This window comes from Candidatus Frankia nodulisporulans (genome assembly GCF_902806475.1).
Lineage (GTDB): Bacteria > Actinomycetota > Actinomycetes > Frankiales > Frankiaceae > Frankia > Frankia umida.
On sequence record NZ_CADCWS010000001.1, the window covers coordinates 49779 to 66457 of the forward strand.

The following is a 16679-nucleotide window of genomic DNA, read 5'->3' on the forward strand; positions in this document are numbered from 1 at the left end:
TCACGATGCTCGCACAGCCGTCCGACGCAGTGTCCCGTACCGGCTCACCGCCGGGTGGCCCGGGGTGGCACGCCACGCCACGGTCGATGAATCCCACCCGCCGGTGGGTGCCGGCCGGTGCTCCTGCTGGAGGCCCGACCGGAGGACCGGCCGGGGCCCGGCAACGCGAAACCGGCGGGTGGTCAGGTCGACCACCCGCCGGTTGGTCCGGTCTGATCCGATCCGATCCGCGGTTCCCCGCGGCCGACCGGATCAGCGCGACCGGTGCGCCCGTGCTCAGGCCTGCCGGATGTTGAACCGGGAGAACCTGGCGATCTCGATCTTCTCGCCCAGTGTCGCGCCGGCCTGGTCGACCATGGCCCGGATCGTGAGCTTTCCGTCCTTCACCCAGGGCTGGTCCAGCAGGACGCTGGCCTTCACGTAGCCGTTGACCCGGCCCTCGACGATCTTCGTGATCGCGGCCTCGGGCTTGCCCTCTTCCCGCGCGGCCGCCTCGTAGATCTTCCGCTCGGCCTCGAGCACCTCGTTGGGGATCTCGTCGGCGTTCACGTACAGCGGGTCAGCCGCCGCGATGTGTTGCGCGAGGTCGCGGGCCAACTGCTTGAAGCCCTCGGTCTTGGCCACGAAGTCCGTCTCGCAGCGCACCTCGACCAGCACGCCGAGGGTCGGCGGGAGCTGCGGGTCGGTCCGGTGCAGGTAGGACTCGACCAGGCCGTTGGCGGCGCTACGGGCGGCACGCTTGGCGACCTGCGCCTTGCCCTTCTCCCGCAGCCAGGCCTTTGCCTTCTCGAAGTCGCCGTCGTGGTCGACCAGCGCCTTCTTGACGTCGCTCATCCCGGCCCCGGTCAGTTCGCGGAGCTTGCGGATGTCAGCAACGGGGATGTCTGCCATGGTGCTCTTCTCGTCGGTGAGATCGAATGCTGTCGTTGTCCAGACCGGGGCGCGCGGCACCGCGGGGTCGGATCAACGGTCTCACGAGCTGTCCGCCCATGCCGCCGTGGGCCGACCCGCCTCGAAGCCGCCCGGCCCCGAGGGGGATCAGACCGCCGAACCGACCGGGGCCTGGGGCTCGCTCTCGGCGGCCACGGCAGCCGCGTCGTCGACCGCGGGCGTCTCGGTGGCCGCGCTCGCCTCGGTGACCGCGGGCGTCTCGGTGGCCGCAGGCGCGTCGCTGGCCGCCTCGGCATCGGTGGCCGGGGCCGCGTCGGCCGCCGACGCCGCGCCCTCACCGCGCAGCACCGCCTGCTCCCACTCGGCCAGCGGCTCGTTGCCCGTCGCCGGCTCGGGCTTGGCGTCCGCCGAGCTCGAGGCCCCGGCCCGGGACATCAGACCATCGGCGACCGCGTCCGCGACCACACGGGTCAGCAGGGCGGCGCTGCGGATGGCGTCGTCGTTGCCCGGGATCGGGTAGTCGACCTCGTCGGGGTCGCAGTTGGTGTCGAGGATGGCGACCACCGGGATACCCAGCTTGCGCGCCTCACCGACCGCGATGTGCTCCTTCTTCGTGTCCACGACCCACACGGCGCTCGGCACCCGGCTCATGTCACGGATACCGCCGAGGGTCCGCTCGAGCTTGGCCTTCTCCCGGCTCAGCACGAGCTGTTCCTTCTTCGTGCGGACCTCGGTGCCGCCGGTGACCTCGATCTCCTCCAGCTCCTTGAGCCGCTGGAGCCGCTTGTAGACGGTGGAGAAGTTGGTCAGCATGCCACCGAGCCAGCGCTCCTTGACATACGGCATCCCGACCCGCGCGGCCTGCTCCTCGATGGCCTCCTGCGCCTGCTTCTTCGTGCCGATGAACAGCACCGTGCCGCCGTGGGCCACGGTCTCCTTGACGAAGTCGTACGCGCGGTCGATGTACGAGAGGGTCTGCTGCAGGTCGATGATGTAGATGCCGTTACGCTCTGTGAAGATGTAACGCTTCATCTTCGGGTTCCAGCGCTTGGTCTGGTGCCCGAAGTGAACGCCGCTCTCCAGCAGCTGCTTCATCGTGACGACGGCCATGGCACGTCGCTCCTCTCCGCCCGGCCGCAGCCGGACGCCTCGGTTGTGACGGCGCCGCCCCGCGGCTGGCGCCCCTGACGCCCGTGGTCATGGCCGTCGCAGGTGCGACGGACCGAGGCGACCCTCCCGAGAACCTGCCCCGCGGGCTGTTCCGCCAGCGGCGATACCGGCGGTCAGACCAGCTGCGGGCCGGTCGGAAGTGGGCGTGCGAACTGGGTTCGGAGACCGATCCCAGTGGTCATGATACCCGCCCGAGCGCCGGGGTCTCAGCGGCTGTCACCCCACGCCGGGACCCCCGTCACCGGCCGCGTGGACCGGCACGTCGGCGCGGCCGGCGCGACCGTCGAATCGATCTTCGACCCGGCGGCGTACCAGCCCCGTCCACAGCCTCCCCCGGGACGGTGACCCAGCCGCTGTCCCGCAACGGTTCGTCCCGCTGTCGCCGCATCGCAGGTCAGCGGCGTGACCGCGGCCTTCCCCGCGCAAATTGTCCACAGCGCGAAACATCGTGCTTTCCAAGCCGTGGAATTACCCGCACCGTGGAACGTGGTCGACCCGCCGCTTCGCGGGTCGACCAGCGGCGGCCGGGAGCACCCCGGACCATCCCGGCCGCCGCGCCTCCCCCGACCCCGGAGGTCGTTGCCCATGCCCCGCACACCCCGTCCCGATCCGTGGTGGTTCGTCGTGCCGACGTTGGCCATCCTGATCGCCCTGGGCTGGCCTTCGCGCCTGCCGGTCAACCCTCGAGCGGACCCGCGAGCCAACGTCCTGTCCGGGCTGCCGGCACTCGCGGCGGCGCCGGGCGCCGAGGTGCCCCCGCCGCCCCGGCCCGGCCCGCCGCGTGGCGCTGTCGCCGTGGTCGATCCGATCCGCCAGGCCCTCGCGCCGCTGGCTCATCCGGCCGTGCCGAACGCGACGCCCGCCACGCTGCCGGTCGCGACGGCCACCCCAGGTGGCTCGATCACCCATCTGACCCCCGATCCTCTCCCCGGGCCGGGTGTTACCAGGCCCGGGGCTTCCAGGCGACCGGCCCTGCCCCCGCCGGTCGCTACCCGTCCGGGCGGCGGCGCGACCTCACCCGCCGCGCCGCCGCCCGGCACCGGGCATCCCCTGGGCGTCACCGCCTCGCCGACGGTCGGGGTACCCGCACCGGCCGCGAGCGGCTCGGCTACGGCTGCTGGCGGGTCCCGACCCAGGTTGGGATGGCCGCTACCCGGGCCGGTCGCCGTCAGCCGCGCCTTCGAGCGACCGGCGACGCCGTTCGGGCCCGGGCACCGCGGCGTTGATCTGCCCGCCCCGCCCGGCGGCCCGGTGATCGCGGCCGCCGACGGCACGGTGAGTTTCGCCGGGCCGGTGGCGGGCCGCGGCGTGGTGACGGTCACGCACGGCGAGCTGCGTACGACCTACGAACCCGTGCTTCCCACCGCCCAGGTCGGCACGGTACTGCGCGCCGGTGAACCGCTGGGCACCCTGCTGGCCGGTCACGGTGGTTGCCCGGCTCCGGCCTGCCTGCACTGGGGGCTGCTCCGCGGCAGCGAGTACCTGGATCCGCTGGGCATGTTCCGTCGCGTCCCACCCCGCCTGCTACCGCTGGGCGGCGTCAACGCCAGGTAGGAGCACCGCCTCGTCAGGCGGCGCGGAACAGGTCGTCATCCCCGGGTCGGTCAGGCCCGGGGATGCGCCTGTTCGAAGGCCGCCCGGAGCCGTTCGGGCGTCACATGGGTGTAGATCTGCGTGGTCGCGAGACTGGCATGGCCGAGAAACTCCTGGACCGAACGCAGGTCGGCGCCCCCCTCGAGCATGTGCGTCGCCGCCGAGTGGCGCAGCCCGTGCGGGGTCAGCCCCGCAGGCAGGGCGGCGTCAGCCATACGTAGCCGCAGCACCCGCCGGACGGCGCGCGGATCGAGGCGTCCACCGCGCTGACCCAGCAGCAGGGCCGCCCCCGCGGCACCGGTCGACAACCACGGTCGCCCGGCCCGCAGCCAGGCGCGCAGGGCCGCCGCGGCTGGCACCCCGAAGGGCACACTGCGTTCCCGGCCGCCCTTGCCCCGCACCCGCAGCAGGCGCCGTTCATCGTCCACGTCGCCGAGGTCGAGGCCACACAGCTCGGAGACCCGCAGCCCGCTGCCGTACAGCAGTTCCAGCACCAGGTCATCGCGCAACGCGACAGCGCGCCGGGTCCGCGCCGCCGCCTCACGCTGCTGGCCCACCCCCGCGGCCGATGCCGCCGCCGATGCCGGCGGCGGCGAGGGCGGGGGTGCCGAGGCGAGCAGGGTTCTGGCCGCCTCGGCGCTGAGGATCTGCGGGACCTGGCGGACCGTGCGCGCGCCGACCAGGCGGGCGGCGACATCCTCGGTGAGGTGGCCACGGCGGGCGGCGAAGGCGCAGAAGACCCGCGCCAGTGAGGCCCGACGCGCCAGCGTGGCCGGGGCGACCCCGGCCACGCGCATGGCGGCCAACCAGCCGCGCAGAAGGTTCAGATCCAGCTCGGCGAGATCGGCGGCCCCGGCCCGCGCCGCGTGCGCGCGCAGACCCGCGAGGTCACCCAGATAGGCCCGGACGGTCTGCGGGGACCGGTTGCGCTCGGCGATGAGATGGCGCCGGAAGGCCACCGTCGCCTCGGCCCAGCCCTGGCCGCCGTCACCCGCCTCCGCGGGTTCCTGTCCTGCCGTCACGTCCTGTTCTGCCGTCACGTCCAGGACGGTGCCGGTGGCCGGGCATACCCGTCAAGGCCTGCGCGCGGGCCGGCCGAACCTCACTGCCGGCGGGTGGTGGACGGGGCCCGGCCGAGTTCGGTGAGCCGGTATCCCCCGGGCACCGCGTCGACGAGCCCCTCGACGACCAGCGGCCCCAGCATCGCCAGCACGTCCTGGGGTCGCAGGCGCACCGCACCGGCCAGTGCGGACAGTCCGATCGTGGCCCGGGCGGGCATCGCGTCCAACAGCTCGCGGACGATCGCGGACAGCCCGTCGCGGGCGTCGCGGACGTTCTCGCGCCCGGCGAACGAACCGATGTCGGCGATCTCCTCGCAGATGTCGTCGGCGCTGGTCACGAGGGTGGTCTGCTCCCGGAAGTCGCGTAGCAGCCGATGACAGCCGGCGCTGGTGGAGCTGGTCACCGGACCCGGCACGGCCAGCACCTGACGCCCGAGCCGCCGCGCGTGCGCGACGGTGTTCAGCGCCCCGCTGCGCAGCCCCGCCTCGACGATCACCGTTGCCCGGCCCAGCGCGGCGATCACCCGGTTGCGGGTCAGGAAGCGGCGCCGAAACGGCGGTGTGCCCGGTGCGATCTCGCTGATGACGGCGCCGACGTCGGCGATCTCGGCCAGCAGTCCTGCGTGCGCGCCCGGGTAGGGCACATCGACACCACCGGCGAGCACCGCGATCGTGCGGCCGTGGGCGGCGGCGTCGATGCCGAAAGCGGCTCCTGACACGATCGTCCAGCCACGTTCGGCCAGGTCGAAGGCGATCTCGCCGGCCAGATGGAGCCCGTAGCCCGTCGCCGCCCGACATCCCACCACCGCGACGCTCCTCGCCGCGAGTGCCTGCGGATCCGCCGGACCACGCACCCACAGACACAACGGCGCGCCCGGCAGCGCACCGCCCCGCTCCCCGGGCAGGCGATCCAGAGCGTCCAGCGAGGTCGGCCACTGCGGATCACCGGGGCACACCAGGCGGGCCCCCACCCGGGCGGCGGCCTCCAGATCGCGGTGTGGGTCGACCCCCGGGTGCGCCGCCCGGGCCCGCTCCCACACCGCCGCGGCACCGAACCGGCCCACCTCGAGAGCCACCGCACGCCGCTCCGGGCCGTAGGCGCGGGACAACGCGACCCGGGCGAGCCGCTCCGGGCTCGACGCGTCGCCACCGGCCGCCTCGATCGGCCCCGGCCGGACCGGCTCCGGCTCGGCGGACTCGCCGCGCGCGCTCATCTCGCCCACCCGGGCAGCCGCAGATCGAGGGCAGCCCCGACCTGTTCGGCTCCTGGCTGCGACCGATCGGCGAGATCGGCGAACGTCCAGGCCAGGCGCAGCACGCGGTCGAGCCCGCGCAGGGTCAGCAGGCCCCGTTCAAGGGCCCGTTCGGCCGGCGCGACCACCCCGCGGGGCAGCGGCCAGTCGCGGCGCAGCACCGGACCGGGCACCTGGGCGTTACACCGCCATGGGGTGTCGGCCCATCGGGTGGCCGCCCGTTCGCGGGCTCGCGCGACCCGGGCGGCCACCGTGGCTGTCGGCTCGCAACGCCGCGCGTCGGCGCGCAGCTCGGCCCGACTTGGCACACTGAGCGCCACCTGGATGTCGATGCGGTCCAGCAACGGCCCGGACAGCCGGGCGAGGTAGCGCCGACGGACCAGGCTCGGGCACTCGCAGGCCGCCGAGCGCGACCCCTGCGCCTTCGCGCACGGACATGGATTGGCCGCGAGAACGAGCTGGAACCGCGCCGGGAAGCGGGCGGTCACCCGGGCCCGGGCGATCTCGATCGTGCCGGTCTCCATCGGCTGGCGCAGCGCGTCGAGGCTTGACCTGCCGAATTCCGGAGCCTCATCGAGGAACAGGACGCCGTGGTGCGCCTGACTGGCCAGGCCTGGTCGTACCACCGCCGCACCCGAGCCGACCAGCGCCGCGGGCGTGGCGCTGTGATGCGGGTTGCGATAGGGCGGCCGGGTGATCAGCGGGGCCTCGACCGGAAGCTGCCCAGCCACCGAATGGACCGTGGTGACCTCCAGGGCGGCGCCGCGGTCGAGATCGGGCAGCAGGCCCGGGAGCCGGTCGGCGAGCATCGTCTTGCCGCTGCCGGGTGGGCCCTGCATGTACAGGTGGTGGCCGCCCGCCGCGGCGACCTCCACCGCCAGGCGCCCCCGGCTCTGCCCGACCACCTCGGCCAGGTCACCCGCCTCGTCCACCGGTATGCCGGGTGGGGCCGCCGTGGCCCCCGGGCTGCGCGGTGAGGCCTCCCGGACCGGGGCGGGTGCCGCTCCCCGGAGCATGGCGAGCACTCCGGCGAGATCCTCGGCCGGCTCCACCCGGGCGCCAGGCACGAGTGCGGCCTCGGCGGCGTTCGCCGCCGGCACGACCACCCGCTCGATGCCGGCCCGGGTCGCGCGGAGCACCGCTGGCAGCACCCCCCCGCACCGCCCGCACCCGCCCGTCGAGGGCCAGTTCCCCCAGGAAGAGCCACCCGCGCAGGGCGTCGCGGGGCACCACCGCGGCCGCACCGAGCACCGCGACCGCCATCGCCAGGTCGAATCCGCTGCCCGCCTTGGGCAGGGTCGCGGGAAACAAGCCGATGGTGATGCGCCGGTCCGGCCAACGTTCGCCGGAGTTGACCACGGCGGCACGAATCCGGTCCCGTGCCTCGTGCAGGGCCGCGTCGGGCAGGCCGACCAGGGTGAGGCGGGGCAGGCCGGCGGCCAGATCCGCCTCCACCTCGACCAGGTGACCCTCGACGCCCAGGACGGCCACCGCCTGCGTGCGTGCGAGCGCCATCAGAACGCCCCACGCAGGTGCTCGATGCTGACCGGACCCTGCCGCGGCCGGAACACCAGCACCACGTCGAAGCGCACCGGGGACGGCGGATGTGGATGTTCGGCGAGCCAGCGTGCCGCCAGCCGGCGGATCCGGGCGGCCTTGGGGCCCACCACCGCTTCCGCCGCGGACCCGAACCTGGTGCTCGACCTGGTCTTGACCTCGCAGAACACCAGAGCGCCACCGTCGCGCACGACGATGTCGAGCTCGCCGTCGCGGCAGCGCCAGTTGCGGTCGAGGATCGCCGCCCCGGCCTGGGCCAGGTGCTGGCAGGCGACCTCCTCGCCGAAGCGACCCAGCTCGTCCTTAGCCCGCATCGTCGCGCTCCCGTCCGCGGCGGGGCATTCGCCCGTCTGTCGGACCTCAGCGTCCGCGCGATCCGGGAGCCGAACCAGCGACGGTCACCGGCCTGTGGACACCGCGACGCTGTCCACAGGGCCAGATCAGACAGGGGCGAGCATCCGCGGGACGAGCATGGGGAGCGGACGGTTCAGAGCTCCGCCTTGGTCAGCTCCTCGACGTTGATGTCCTTGAACGTCACAACTCGAACATTCTTCACGAATCGGGCTGGACGGAACATGTCCCAGACCCAGGCGTCACGCAGGGTCAGCTCGAAGAAGACCTCTCCGTCCCCGCTGTTCCTGATCTCGATCTGGTATTCGTTCGCGAGGTAGAACCGACGCTCCGTCTCGATGACGTACGAGAACAGGCCGACGACATCGCGATACTCGCGATAGAGCTGAAGCTCCATCTCGGTCTCGTACTTTTCGAGATCTTCCGCGCTCATGCGTACTCCGTGACGCCGGGCAGGCTGGTCGCAAGCACCGTGTCCTCCAGGCGCGAAGATCGGGCGTCCCCCGTCGGTGTCGCGTGCGCAGCCACGTTCACGTACGACTTCCGATGCTCGTCACACGGCCCGTACCGCGCCAGCGCCGCCGTGTGGGCCGCGGTGACGTATCCCTTGTGTTGCGCGAAATCGTACTCGGCATAACGCGTGTGCAACGCCCGCATGATCCGGTCCCTCGTCACCTTCGCCACGATCGAGGCCGCCGCGACACACGCGGCGACCCGATCCCCCTTCACCACCGCCAACGACTCCGTGCCGAAGCCGGCGACCGGAAACCCGTCGGTAAGGACATAACCGGGCCGCTGGTCCAGGCGCGCCACCGCACGGCGCATGCCGGTGATGTTCGCCGTGTGCACACCGACCTGGTCGATCTCGGCCGCGGAGATCACGATCGCGGCCCAGGAGACCGCTGCGAGCATGATGTCGTCGAACAGCCGCTCCCGCACCGCCTCGGTCAGCAGTTTCGAATCCGCCAGCCGTCCCAGTCGCCGTCCGCCGTCCGCCGGCAGCACCACGGCGGCCACGACCAGCGGGCCGGCACAGGCACCCCGCCCGGCTTCGTCGACGCCCGCCACCGGGCCCAGCCCACGGCGCGCCAAGGCGCGTTCATAGCCGAACAGGCCCGCGTCACGGCGCACCGTGGCCCGCCGCGGTGTCATGGACAACAGCGTCACCCGTCCCGGCCCCGACCTGCGACCTGGGCCGCCTGGTCCCAACGCCGCCGCGAGCGCCATGCCGGCGCCACACCGATGGACAGCGCCACCAGCGTCGGCCCGTCGGCCGAGATCGGCTCCGAGCCGGACGGATCCGCCGGGCCGGCCGAACCGGCGGCCGGCCCCAGGGCGGCCGGGCTGGGCGCGGTCGGCCGCGGCGTGACGCGCGAGGACGATGACGTCGCCGCGGCGGGGATGCCGCTGAACGTGCCGGGGACACCCAGGAAACCGAACCGGTTCAGAGGCCAGACCCGCACGAACGCCCGTCCGACGACCTTGCTCTGCGGGACGGGTCCGTTCTGCCGGGCGTCCGAGGACGCGCCGCGATGGTCACCCATCACCCACAGGTAGCCGTCGGGCACCTTCACCGGGCCGAAACGCTGGTAGTCGTTCTCGTAGACGTAGGACTCGTCGAGGGGATGGCCGTTGACCGTCACCCGGCCCTCCGCGTCGCAGCAGGCGACCGTGTCCCCACCCACGCCGATGACCCGTTTGATGAAGTCCGTCTCGCTCGGGGCGCCGAGGCCAAGCAGGCGCTGTACGTCCCGAACCAGGCGACTGACGACGTTCGTCGGCTTGGGAACGATCGACTCCTGATGGTCGAATCCGGTGCCCTTGCCATTGAAGACCACCACCTCGCCCCGATGGACGTCGCGGAAGTGGTACACCACCTTGTTCACCAGGACGCGGTCGTTGATCAGCAACGTCCGTTCCATGGACTCGGACGGGATCCAGAAGGCCTGGACCAGCAGCGCCTTGATGAGCAGCGCCAGCAGGAAGGCCACCAAGACCAGAACCGGCAGCTCGCGCAGGAACGAGCCACGCCCACGCGGACCGGAGCCACGCGGGTCGGAGCCAGGGCGTCGATCCGCGTCGGTCGTACCCGCGTCGGTCGTACCCCTGTCGCCCGCGTCCGAGCCGCCCGCATCCGGGCCGCCCGCGGGGGGACGCCCACCTGGGCCAGCCCCGGCGTCGTCGGTGGCGGACAGCGCACCGCTCGGGTGTGGGGGCGCGGCCGCGCCCCAGGCGGGCGCGCTCTGCTCCGGGTCGCGCCGAGCGGCTGATGGCGACGGCCGTTCGGCCGCGAGCGGGTCCGCACCCGCCCAACCGTCGGCGTTCGACTCATCACCGTCCGCATGTGAATGTGGACGGTGACCACCCGGGATCGCTGCGTTCACTCCGCCACCTCGCTGGTTCAGCCGTCAGAGCTCATCGGACCGGCCGACGTGCCAACAGCCGCCCTCGCGACGACGTTGCGGACCGTGACTCCCATCTTGGTCCAGAAACGAGGTCAACACGCGGACGGAGTGCCGGCAAGTCGCCAACCAGGACCCAGGCGGGACACGGAGGACCGAGATCCTCAGCGCGCGATCGGCTCGCGCTTCTCCTTGATCTTCGCGGCCTTGCCGCGCAGCTGACGAAGGTAGTAGAGCTTGGCGCGCCGCACGTCACCGCGCGACACGATCTCGACCTTGGAGACGATCGGGCTGTGCACCGGGAAGGTGCGCTCCACCCCGACGCCGAAGCTCACCTTGCGCACGGTGAAGGTCTCCCGCACGCCACCGCCCTGGCGGCGGATGACGGCACCCTGGAACACCTGGATGCGCTGACGGTTTCCTTCGACCACCCGCACGTGAACCTTGAGGGTGTCGCCCGGCCAGAACTCGGGCACGTCGGTCCTCAGCGACTCGGCGTCGAGGCTGTCCAGGGTGTGCATGGCAGTCGCTTCCTGAAGAAAGTGGGGGTGGATCGCCCGGCGGCCGATGGCCGCAGCGAACGATCCGTGTTCGAGCCCGACCCGGACCACACGTCGACCTACGCCACCGCGGGCATCCCGCGGGGAGCGACCAAGCAGGGGTCACCGAGCCGGCCACGAACCGGCGGACACTGCATTCTACTGTGCCACACGCGCGGGTGACCCGACCGTGCGACCCAGAGTGGTCGCGCTTCGTGACGAGATCAGTCGGCTTCGCGATCGGTCCGGGTGGCCTCGGCCAGCAGGTCCGGGCGGCGCTGGCCGGTACGCGTGAGTGACTGCTCCCGCCGCCAGCGGGCCACCGCGCCGTGATCGCCCGAACGCAGCACGGCGGGAACCTCCATGCCCCGCCAGACCTGCGGCCGGGTGTACACCGGCGCCTCGAGCAGCCCGTCGGAGAACGAGTCCTCGGCCGCCGACGCGCTGTTGCCGAGCACGCCGGGCAGCAGCCGAGCCACCGCTTCCAGGATGACCAGGGTCGCCACCTCACCGCCGGCGAGCACGTAGTCCCCGATGGAGATCTCGTCGTCGGCCCAGGCCTCGACCACCCGGGAGTCGATGCCCTCGTAGCGACCGCAGCAGAACACCAGCCATGGCTCCCGCGCCAGCTCCTCGGCCTTGCGCTGGGTGAAGGGCATCCCGGCCGGGGTCGGGACGACGACGCGCGGCCGGGACCCGGGGACGGCAGCGGAGATCTCGGTCAGCGCGGCGTCCCAGGGTTCTGGGCGCATGACCATCCCCGGCCCACCCCCGTAGGGGGCGTCATCGACGGTGCGATGCAGATCGCTGGTCCAGGTGCGCAGGTCGTGCGCCCGCACGTCGAGCGTCCCGCGTTGCTGGGCCCGCCCTACCAGCGACAGCCGCAACGGCTGCAGGTAGTCGGGAAAGATGGTGACCACATCGGCACGCATCACGAGGCTCCGCTGGGACGTGGACTGGCCCGCCAGCCCGGATCAGTCGAGCTCCAACAGGCCCGGCGGCGGGTCGACCACGATGCGCCCGGCCACCGGATCCACCGTCGGGACGATCTCTCGAACGAACGGGACGAGATGTTCGCCGCCGCCTGGGCGTGCGATGGCGAGCAGGTCTCCCGCCGGGGAGTGGATGATGTCGGTGACCCGCCCGAGCGGCGCGTCGGTGGTCGTCACGGCCGCGAGGCCGACCAGGTCGCGATCCCACCAGAGATCAGCGGGATCGCCGTCGGCCCCACCGGCGGCATCGTCGTCGTCGGCCGGCGATCCGGCGTCGGAGGCGTCGATGGTGAGCAGTACGTTGCGCAAGGTCTCGGCCGCGAAACGATCGCCGATGCCCTCGAAGCACAGCAGCAGACGGCCCGAGTGCCACCGGGCGTCGGTGACGGTGAGGGCCGCGCCGCCGCCCGCACGCCCGAGGACCGCACCGACCGTGAACCGGCGCTGCGGCAGGTCCGTGCGAACCTCGATCGTGACCTCGCCGCGCACGCCGTGCGGTCTACCGACCCGTCCGACGACGATCGGGTCGTCGACGCCGGCCATCAGCCGGCGCCGATGACAGGACGGGGGACGCTGCGCGGACGACGGCTAGCGGTCCACATCGACGACGTCGATCCGCAGCCCGCGACCACCGACACCGCCCATGACGGTGCGCAGGGCGCGGGCGGTCCGCCCGCGCCGACCGATGACCTTGCCGAGGTCATCCGGATGCACCCTGACCTCAAGAGTGCGGCCACGGCGGCCGTTGTTGAGGTCCACGCGGACATCGTCGGGATGCTCGACGATGCCGCGCACGAGATGCTCGAGGGCAGCTTCCAGCACCTACTGCCCCGCGGCCGTCGACGCATCTGCGGCCGGAGCCTCGGCACCTTCCGCCGGCGCGGCCTTCTTCGCCTTCTTCGGAGTGGTCGCCGGACGGTCCTCGGCACCGGCGGCGGCCCGGGCGGCGGCCTGGAAGACCTCACGCTTGTCGGGCTTGGGCGCGGCGACCAGCATCGGCGGCGGTGCCGGCAGGCCCTTGAACTTCTGCCAGTCACCAGTGACCTTGAGGATGGCCACGACCGGCTCGGTGGGCTGGGCACCGACCGACAGCCAGTGCCCGACCCGGTCGGCGTCGACCTTGATGATGCTCGGGTCGGACTTGGGGTGGTACTGCCCGATGGCCTCGATGACCCGACCGTCCCGCTTGGTGCGGGCGTCGGCGACGACGATGCGGTAGTGCGGCTCGCGCATCTTGCCGAGGCGCTGCAATTTGATCTTGGTTGCCACGGTGGTCGTACGACTCCAGACGTATCGGTGACCGCCGGGCCCCACGTGGGTGCGGAGAAATCGGCGGCGGGGAGAGCACCAGCGCCGGAACGGCCACTCGGACGACGTCACCCTACGCGGGGAAACTCTGCGGGTGGACCAAGGATCATCCACGCAGGGTCATCCACTCAGGGTTCTTCCGGGGCAGCCACACCGACGCTGGTAGGCAGGGCCTGCACTAGAGCTTACAGTCTGCCAGACCTCGTGCGGGTCGGGTGCCACCAGCATCGCGGCACCCGACCCGGGGCACCGTCACGGATGCCACCCGGGCTGGTCAGCGACCGCCGCGACGCGAACCTCGCGGCGCCGGTCCACCCGGTCCACCACCCGGCCCGCCGAGCCCGCCCTGTCCTCGCATGAGGGCTGCGAGATCCGGCATGCCGTCCGGCAGGCCGCCGGGCAGCGCGGCGCCCGGGGCGAACGGGTCGGCCGGGGTCGCCTTCGGGTTCTGCGCCTTGGTGGCCTCGGCCGCGCGCGCCGCCGGGTTGCCCTTGCGGTTGGCCCCCTTGCCCTTCTTGGGCGCCTTGCGTGCCGAGGCCTTGCCCCGGCCCCCCAGCGCCCCGGGCAGGCCCATGCCCCCGGCCATCTGGCGCATCATCTTGCGGGCCTCGGCGAACCGGTCGAGCAGCTGGTTGACCTCGGTCACCGTCACCCCGGAACCACGGGCCACCCGGGCCTTGCGCGACGCCTGCAGAATGCGGGGATCCTGGCGCTCGGCCGGTGTCATCGACCGGATGATGGCCACCACCCGGTCGACGTCACGGTCGTCGACCTGCGCGAGCTGCTCCTTCATCTGCCCCATTCCGGGGAGCATGCCGAGCAGGTTGCCGATCGGACCCATCTTGCGTACGGCGAGCATCTGGTCGAGGAAGTCCTCGAGGGTGAACTCCGAGGCGGCCATCTTGGCCGCCATCGCCTCGGCCTGTTCGACCTCGAAGGCCTTTTCGGCCTGCTCGATCAGGGTGAGGACGTCACCCATGCCGAGGATGCGCGACGCCATCCGCTCCGGGTGGAAGACGTCGAAGTCGTCCAGCGCCTCACCGGTGGAGGCGAACATGATCGGACGGCCCGTCACCTGGGCGACCGACAGCGCCGCGCCACCGCGGGCGTCCCCGTCGAGCTTGGTGAGCACCACACCGGTGAACCCGACCCCGTCGGCGAACGCGCTGGCCGTCGCGACCGCGTCCTGGCCGATCATGGCATCGAGCACGAAGAGGATCTCGTCCGGGGAGACCGCGTCGCGGATGTCGGCGGCCTGGCGCATCAGCTCCTCGTCGACACCGAGCCGGCCGGCCGTGTCGACGACGACCACGTCGAACACGTGTCGGCGGGCGTGCGCGAGGGCGTCCCGGGCGACCCGGACGGGGTCGCCGACGCCGTTGCCGGGCTCGGGGGCGTAGACCTCCACCCCGGCCCGGGAGCCGACCACCTGCAGCTGGTTGACCGCGTTCGGTCGCTGCAGGTCGGCCGCGACCAGCAGCGGGCTGTGCCCCTGGTCCTTGAGCCAGCGGCCGAGCTTGCCGGCCAGGGTCGTCTTACCGGTGCCCTGGAGACCGGCCAGCAGAATGACCGTCGGGGGGGTCTTGGCGAAGCGCAGCGTCGTCGTCCCGCCGCCGAGGATCGCGACGAGCTCCTCGTTGACGACCTTGATGACCTGCTGGGAGGGGTTCAGCGACGTGCTGACCTCGGACCCGCGCGCCCGCTCCTTGACCGCCGCCACGAAGGAGCGCACCACGGGCAGGGCGACGTCGGCCTCGAGCAGGGCGATTCTGATCTCGCGGGCGGTCGCGTCGATGTCCGCATCGGTCAGGCGACCCCGACCACGCAGCGACGTGAAAACCTTGTCGAGGCGGCTGGAAAGGGTGTCGAACACGCGCACACTCCGAGATCGCAGGCGGACCGCAGGCACCAGCGTACGCACCCGACGACGAGGACAACACACCCGCGGCCGATCACCCGTCGCGGACACCGCCGCCGCGGACGCCCGGTCGCCGCGGGACGCGCGCGACCCGGCGAGGCACACCCGCACGGACCCCGACCTGGTCGGCACCGGCCGGATCCGCCCTCTGCGCTGAGGACGGCGAGTCGCCTCGCCGGACGCTGACCCCCCGGCCCGTACCGCGCCGGGGACGCCTGTCGCGACGCGTCGGGAAGCCTCCCGACTGCACTCCGCGATGAAGCGTAGATCACATCGACGGCGACGGGAAGTCCTTGACCCACGCCACTTTGTGGTCCCCGCGGGTGGCCTGGTCGGCCGGGTTCAGGCGGGGTCGCCGAGCAGGGCGTCCACGAACGCCTCGGGCTCGAACGGCGCCAGGTCGTCCGGGCCCTCGCCCAGGCCGATCAGCTTCACCGGCACCCCGAGTTCGCGCTGCACCGCGATGACGATGCCGCCCTTGGCGGTGCCGTCCAGCTTGGTCAGCACGACCCCGGTGAGATCCACCGCCTCGGTGAAGACCCGGGCCTGCACGACCGCGTTCTGCCCGGTGGTGGCGTCCAGCACGAGCAGTACCTCGTCGACCGGACCCTGCTTGCCGACCACTCGTTTGATCTTGGTGAGCTCGTCCATCAGGCCGGCCTTGGTGTGCAGCCGGCCGGCGGTGTCAATCAGGACCGTGTCGGCCCCCGAGGTGATGCCGGTACGGACCGCGTCGAAGGCGACCGACGCCGGGTCGCCGCCCTCGGCCCCACGCACGGTCTGCGCGCCGACCCGTTCACCCCAGGTCTGCAACTGGTCCGCCGCCGCGGCCCGGAAGGTGTCGGCGGCGCCGAGGACCACCGATCGCCCGTCCGCCACCAGCAGACGGGCGATCTTGCCGCAGGTGGTCGTCTTGCCGGTGCCGTTGACCCCCACCACCAGCACCACGGCCGGCCGGTCGGGCACCGCCGTGAGCAGGGTGCGGTCCATGCTCGTGCCGACCTGGGCCAGCAGTTCGTCGCGCAGCATCTGGCGGGCCTGCGCCGGTGTGCCGGCACCCAGCACCCTGGTCCGTTCGCGCAGGGCCGCCACCAGTTCGGTGGTCGCCGCCACGCCGACGTCCGCACCCAGTAGCGTCGCCTCGACGTCCTCCCAGGTCTCCTCGTCCAGCCGGTCGCCGGACAGCAGCGACAGCAGGCCACGGCCCAGCGCGTTCTGCGACCGGGACAGCCGCAGTCGCAGCCGGACCAGGCGACCCGCGGCCGGCTCCGGCACGTCCGTCGGGGGACGCTGCCGGGGCGGGCCCACCGGCGTGGCCGGCTCGGCCGTCGTCGCCGCGCCACCGCCCGAACCACCGGAGAGCAGATCAGCGGACGGCGGGGAACCGGCCGCCGCGGGCTGCGCGACATCGACACCGGCACCGGCCTCGGGGGACGCGGTGGCGGACGTCGGTGCCCCCGTGTCCGGCCCGGTCAGCGTCAGGTCGGCGGAATCGGCTCCCGGTCGCGTCAGAAGGTCCGGTCCGGAACCGGTCACCTCCGGCCGCCGACGGGGGCGCCTGCGCACCGCGCTGCCCACCGCGAGCCCCGCGGTGGCCACCACGACGACGGCGAGAACGACGATCAGGATGAGGAGCTCCACACC

The 16679-nt window shown here is 72.7% G+C and carries 16 protein-coding genes and 1 pseudogene; 1 reads left to right on the forward strand and 16 read right to left on the reverse strand.

Going from position 1 to position 16679, the window contains the following annotated elements; genetic code table 11:
• Positions 1-276 precede the first annotated feature (276 nt).
• Both G6R24_RS00200 and rpsB read right to left on the reverse strand, forming a co-directional pair.
• Positions 277-891: a translation elongation factor Ts gene (locus G6R24_RS00200; protein ID WP_163547023.1), complete on the reverse strand. Its 615-nt coding sequence runs from the start codon at positions 889-891 to the stop codon at positions 277-279.
• A 147-nt stretch (positions 892-1038) separates the two neighbouring features.
• Positions 1039-2001: a 30S ribosomal protein S2 gene (rpsB, locus tag G6R24_RS00205; protein ID WP_163547025.1), complete on the reverse strand. Its 963-nt coding sequence runs from the start codon at positions 1999-2001 to the stop codon at positions 1039-1041.
• Positions 2002-2646: 645 nt separating this feature from the next.
• Here rpsB and G6R24_RS00210 point away from each other — a divergent pair.
• Positions 2647-3615 carry a murein hydrolase activator EnvC family protein gene (locus tag G6R24_RS00210; protein ID WP_163547027.1) on the forward strand — a complete coding sequence of 323 codons (969 nt, stop codon included), beginning with the start codon at positions 2647-2649 and terminating at the stop codon, positions 3613-3615.
• A gap of 50 nt (positions 3616-3665) precedes the next feature.
• On the opposite strand, the gene G6R24_RS00215 is transcribed toward G6R24_RS00210, so the two are convergent.
• The 14 genes and pseudogenes from G6R24_RS00215 to ftsY all read right to left on the reverse strand — a co-directional run bounded on the left by G6R24_RS00215 (position 3666) and on the right by ftsY (position 16676).
• Complete coding sequence (locus tag G6R24_RS00215) at positions 3666-4694, reverse strand: tyrosine-type recombinase/integrase (protein WP_276529330.1); 1029 nt, start codon at positions 4692-4694, stop codon at positions 3666-3668.
• A gap of 62 nt (positions 4695-4756) precedes the next feature.
• Positions 4757-5929 (reverse strand): DNA-processing protein DprA, encoded by a 1173-nt coding sequence (locus G6R24_RS00220; RefSeq protein ID WP_163547029.1) that lies wholly within the window; start codon positions 5927-5929, stop codon positions 4757-4759.
• A pseudogene (locus G6R24_RS00225) lies at positions 5926-7483 on the reverse strand (YifB family Mg chelatase-like AAA ATPase). Before G6R24_RS00225 ends, G6R24_RS00220 begins: the two are co-directional and overlap by 4 nt.
• Positions 7483-7839, reverse strand: coding sequence for a YraN family protein (locus G6R24_RS00230; RefSeq protein WP_163547031.1), 357 nt, complete (start codon positions 7837-7839; stop codon positions 7483-7485). The pseudogene G6R24_RS00225 and the gene G6R24_RS00230 overlap by 1 nt, the downstream one beginning before the upstream one ends.
• A 173-nt stretch (positions 7840-8012) precedes the next feature.
• Positions 8013-8309 carry a DUF2469 domain-containing protein gene (locus G6R24_RS00235; RefSeq protein WP_163547032.1) on the reverse strand — a complete coding sequence of 99 codons (297 nt, stop codon included), beginning with the start codon at positions 8307-8309 and terminating at the stop codon, positions 8013-8015.
• Positions 8306-9028: a ribonuclease HII gene (locus tag G6R24_RS00240; RefSeq protein WP_163547100.1), complete on the reverse strand. Its 723-nt coding sequence runs from the start codon at positions 9026-9028 to the stop codon at positions 8306-8308. Before G6R24_RS00240 ends, G6R24_RS00235 begins: the two co-directional genes overlap by 4 nt.
• Positions 9029-9039: 11 nt before the next feature.
• A complete protein-coding gene (gene lepB, locus G6R24_RS00245; RefSeq protein ID WP_225437893.1) occupies positions 9040-10260 on the reverse strand; it encodes a signal peptidase I in 1221 nt (406 codons plus the stop codon).
• Between the two features lie 182 nt (positions 10261-10442).
• Positions 10443-10799 (reverse strand): 50S ribosomal protein L19, encoded by a 357-nt coding sequence (rplS, locus tag G6R24_RS00250; protein WP_163547035.1) that lies wholly within the window; start codon positions 10797-10799, stop codon positions 10443-10445.
• Between the two features lie 242 nt (positions 10800-11041).
• Positions 11042-11749, reverse strand: coding sequence for a tRNA (guanosine(37)-N1)-methyltransferase TrmD (gene trmD, locus G6R24_RS00255; RefSeq protein WP_163547037.1), 708 nt, complete (start codon positions 11747-11749; stop codon positions 11042-11044).
• A gap of 42 nt (positions 11750-11791) precedes the next feature.
• Positions 11792-12352, reverse strand: coding sequence for a ribosome maturation factor RimM (gene rimM, locus G6R24_RS00260; RefSeq protein ID WP_163547039.1), 561 nt, complete (start codon positions 12350-12352; stop codon positions 11792-11794).
• Between the two features lie 45 nt (positions 12353-12397).
• Positions 12398-12631 (reverse strand): RNA-binding protein, encoded by a 234-nt coding sequence (locus G6R24_RS00265; RefSeq protein ID WP_163547041.1) that lies wholly within the window; start codon positions 12629-12631, stop codon positions 12398-12400.
• Complete coding sequence (gene rpsP, locus G6R24_RS00270; RefSeq protein ID WP_163547043.1) at positions 12632-13078, reverse strand: 30S ribosomal protein S16; 447 nt, start codon at positions 13076-13078, stop codon at positions 12632-12634.
• A 313-nt stretch (positions 13079-13391) separates the two neighbouring features.
• Positions 13392-14990 (reverse strand): signal recognition particle protein, encoded by a 1599-nt coding sequence (gene ffh / locus G6R24_RS00275; RefSeq protein WP_163547045.1) that lies wholly within the window; start codon positions 14988-14990, stop codon positions 13392-13394.
• A gap of 387 nt (positions 14991-15377) precedes the next feature.
• Complete coding sequence (gene ftsY, locus G6R24_RS00280; protein WP_163547047.1) at positions 15378-16676, reverse strand: signal recognition particle-docking protein FtsY; 1299 nt, start codon at positions 16674-16676, stop codon at positions 15378-15380.
• Between the last annotated feature and the right edge of the window lie 3 nt (positions 16677-16679).

Excerpts from the sequence above, each read along its gene's own strand:
- G6R24_RS00200 (WP_163547023.1), bottom strand. The coding sequence starts at position 891 with ATGGCAGACATCCCCGTTGCTGACATCCGCAAGCTCCGCGAACTGACC.
- rpsB (WP_163547025.1), bottom strand. The coding sequence starts at position 2,001 with ATGGCCGTCGTCACGATGAAGCAGCTGCTGGAGAGCGGCGTTCACTTC.
- G6R24_RS00210 (WP_163547027.1), top strand. The coding sequence starts at position 2,647 with ATGCCCCGCACACCCCGTCCCGATCCGTGGTGGTTCGTCGTGCCGACG.
- G6R24_RS00220 (WP_163547029.1), bottom strand. The coding sequence starts at position 5,929 with ATGAGCGCGCGCGGCGAGTCCGCCGAGCCGGAGCCGGTCCGGCCGGGG.
- G6R24_RS00230 (WP_163547031.1), bottom strand. The coding sequence starts at position 7,839 with ATGCGGGCTAAGGACGAGCTGGGTCGCTTCGGCGAGGAGGTCGCCTGC.
- G6R24_RS00235 (WP_163547032.1), bottom strand. The coding sequence starts at position 8,309 with ATGAGCGCGGAAGATCTCGAAAAGTACGAGACCGAGATGGAGCTTCAG.
- G6R24_RS00240 (WP_163547100.1), bottom strand. The coding sequence starts at position 9,028 with ATGACACCGCGGCGGGCCACGGTGCGCCGTGACGCGGGCCTGTTCGGC.
- rplS (WP_163547035.1), bottom strand. The coding sequence starts at position 10,799 with ATGCACACCCTGGACAGCCTCGACGCCGAGTCGCTGAGGACCGACGTG.
- trmD (WP_163547037.1), bottom strand. The coding sequence starts at position 11,749 with ATGCGTGCCGATGTGGTCACCATCTTTCCCGACTACCTGCAGCCGTTG.
- rimM (WP_163547039.1), bottom strand. The coding sequence starts at position 12,352 with ATGGCCGGCGTCGACGACCCGATCGTCGTCGGACGGGTCGGTAGACCG.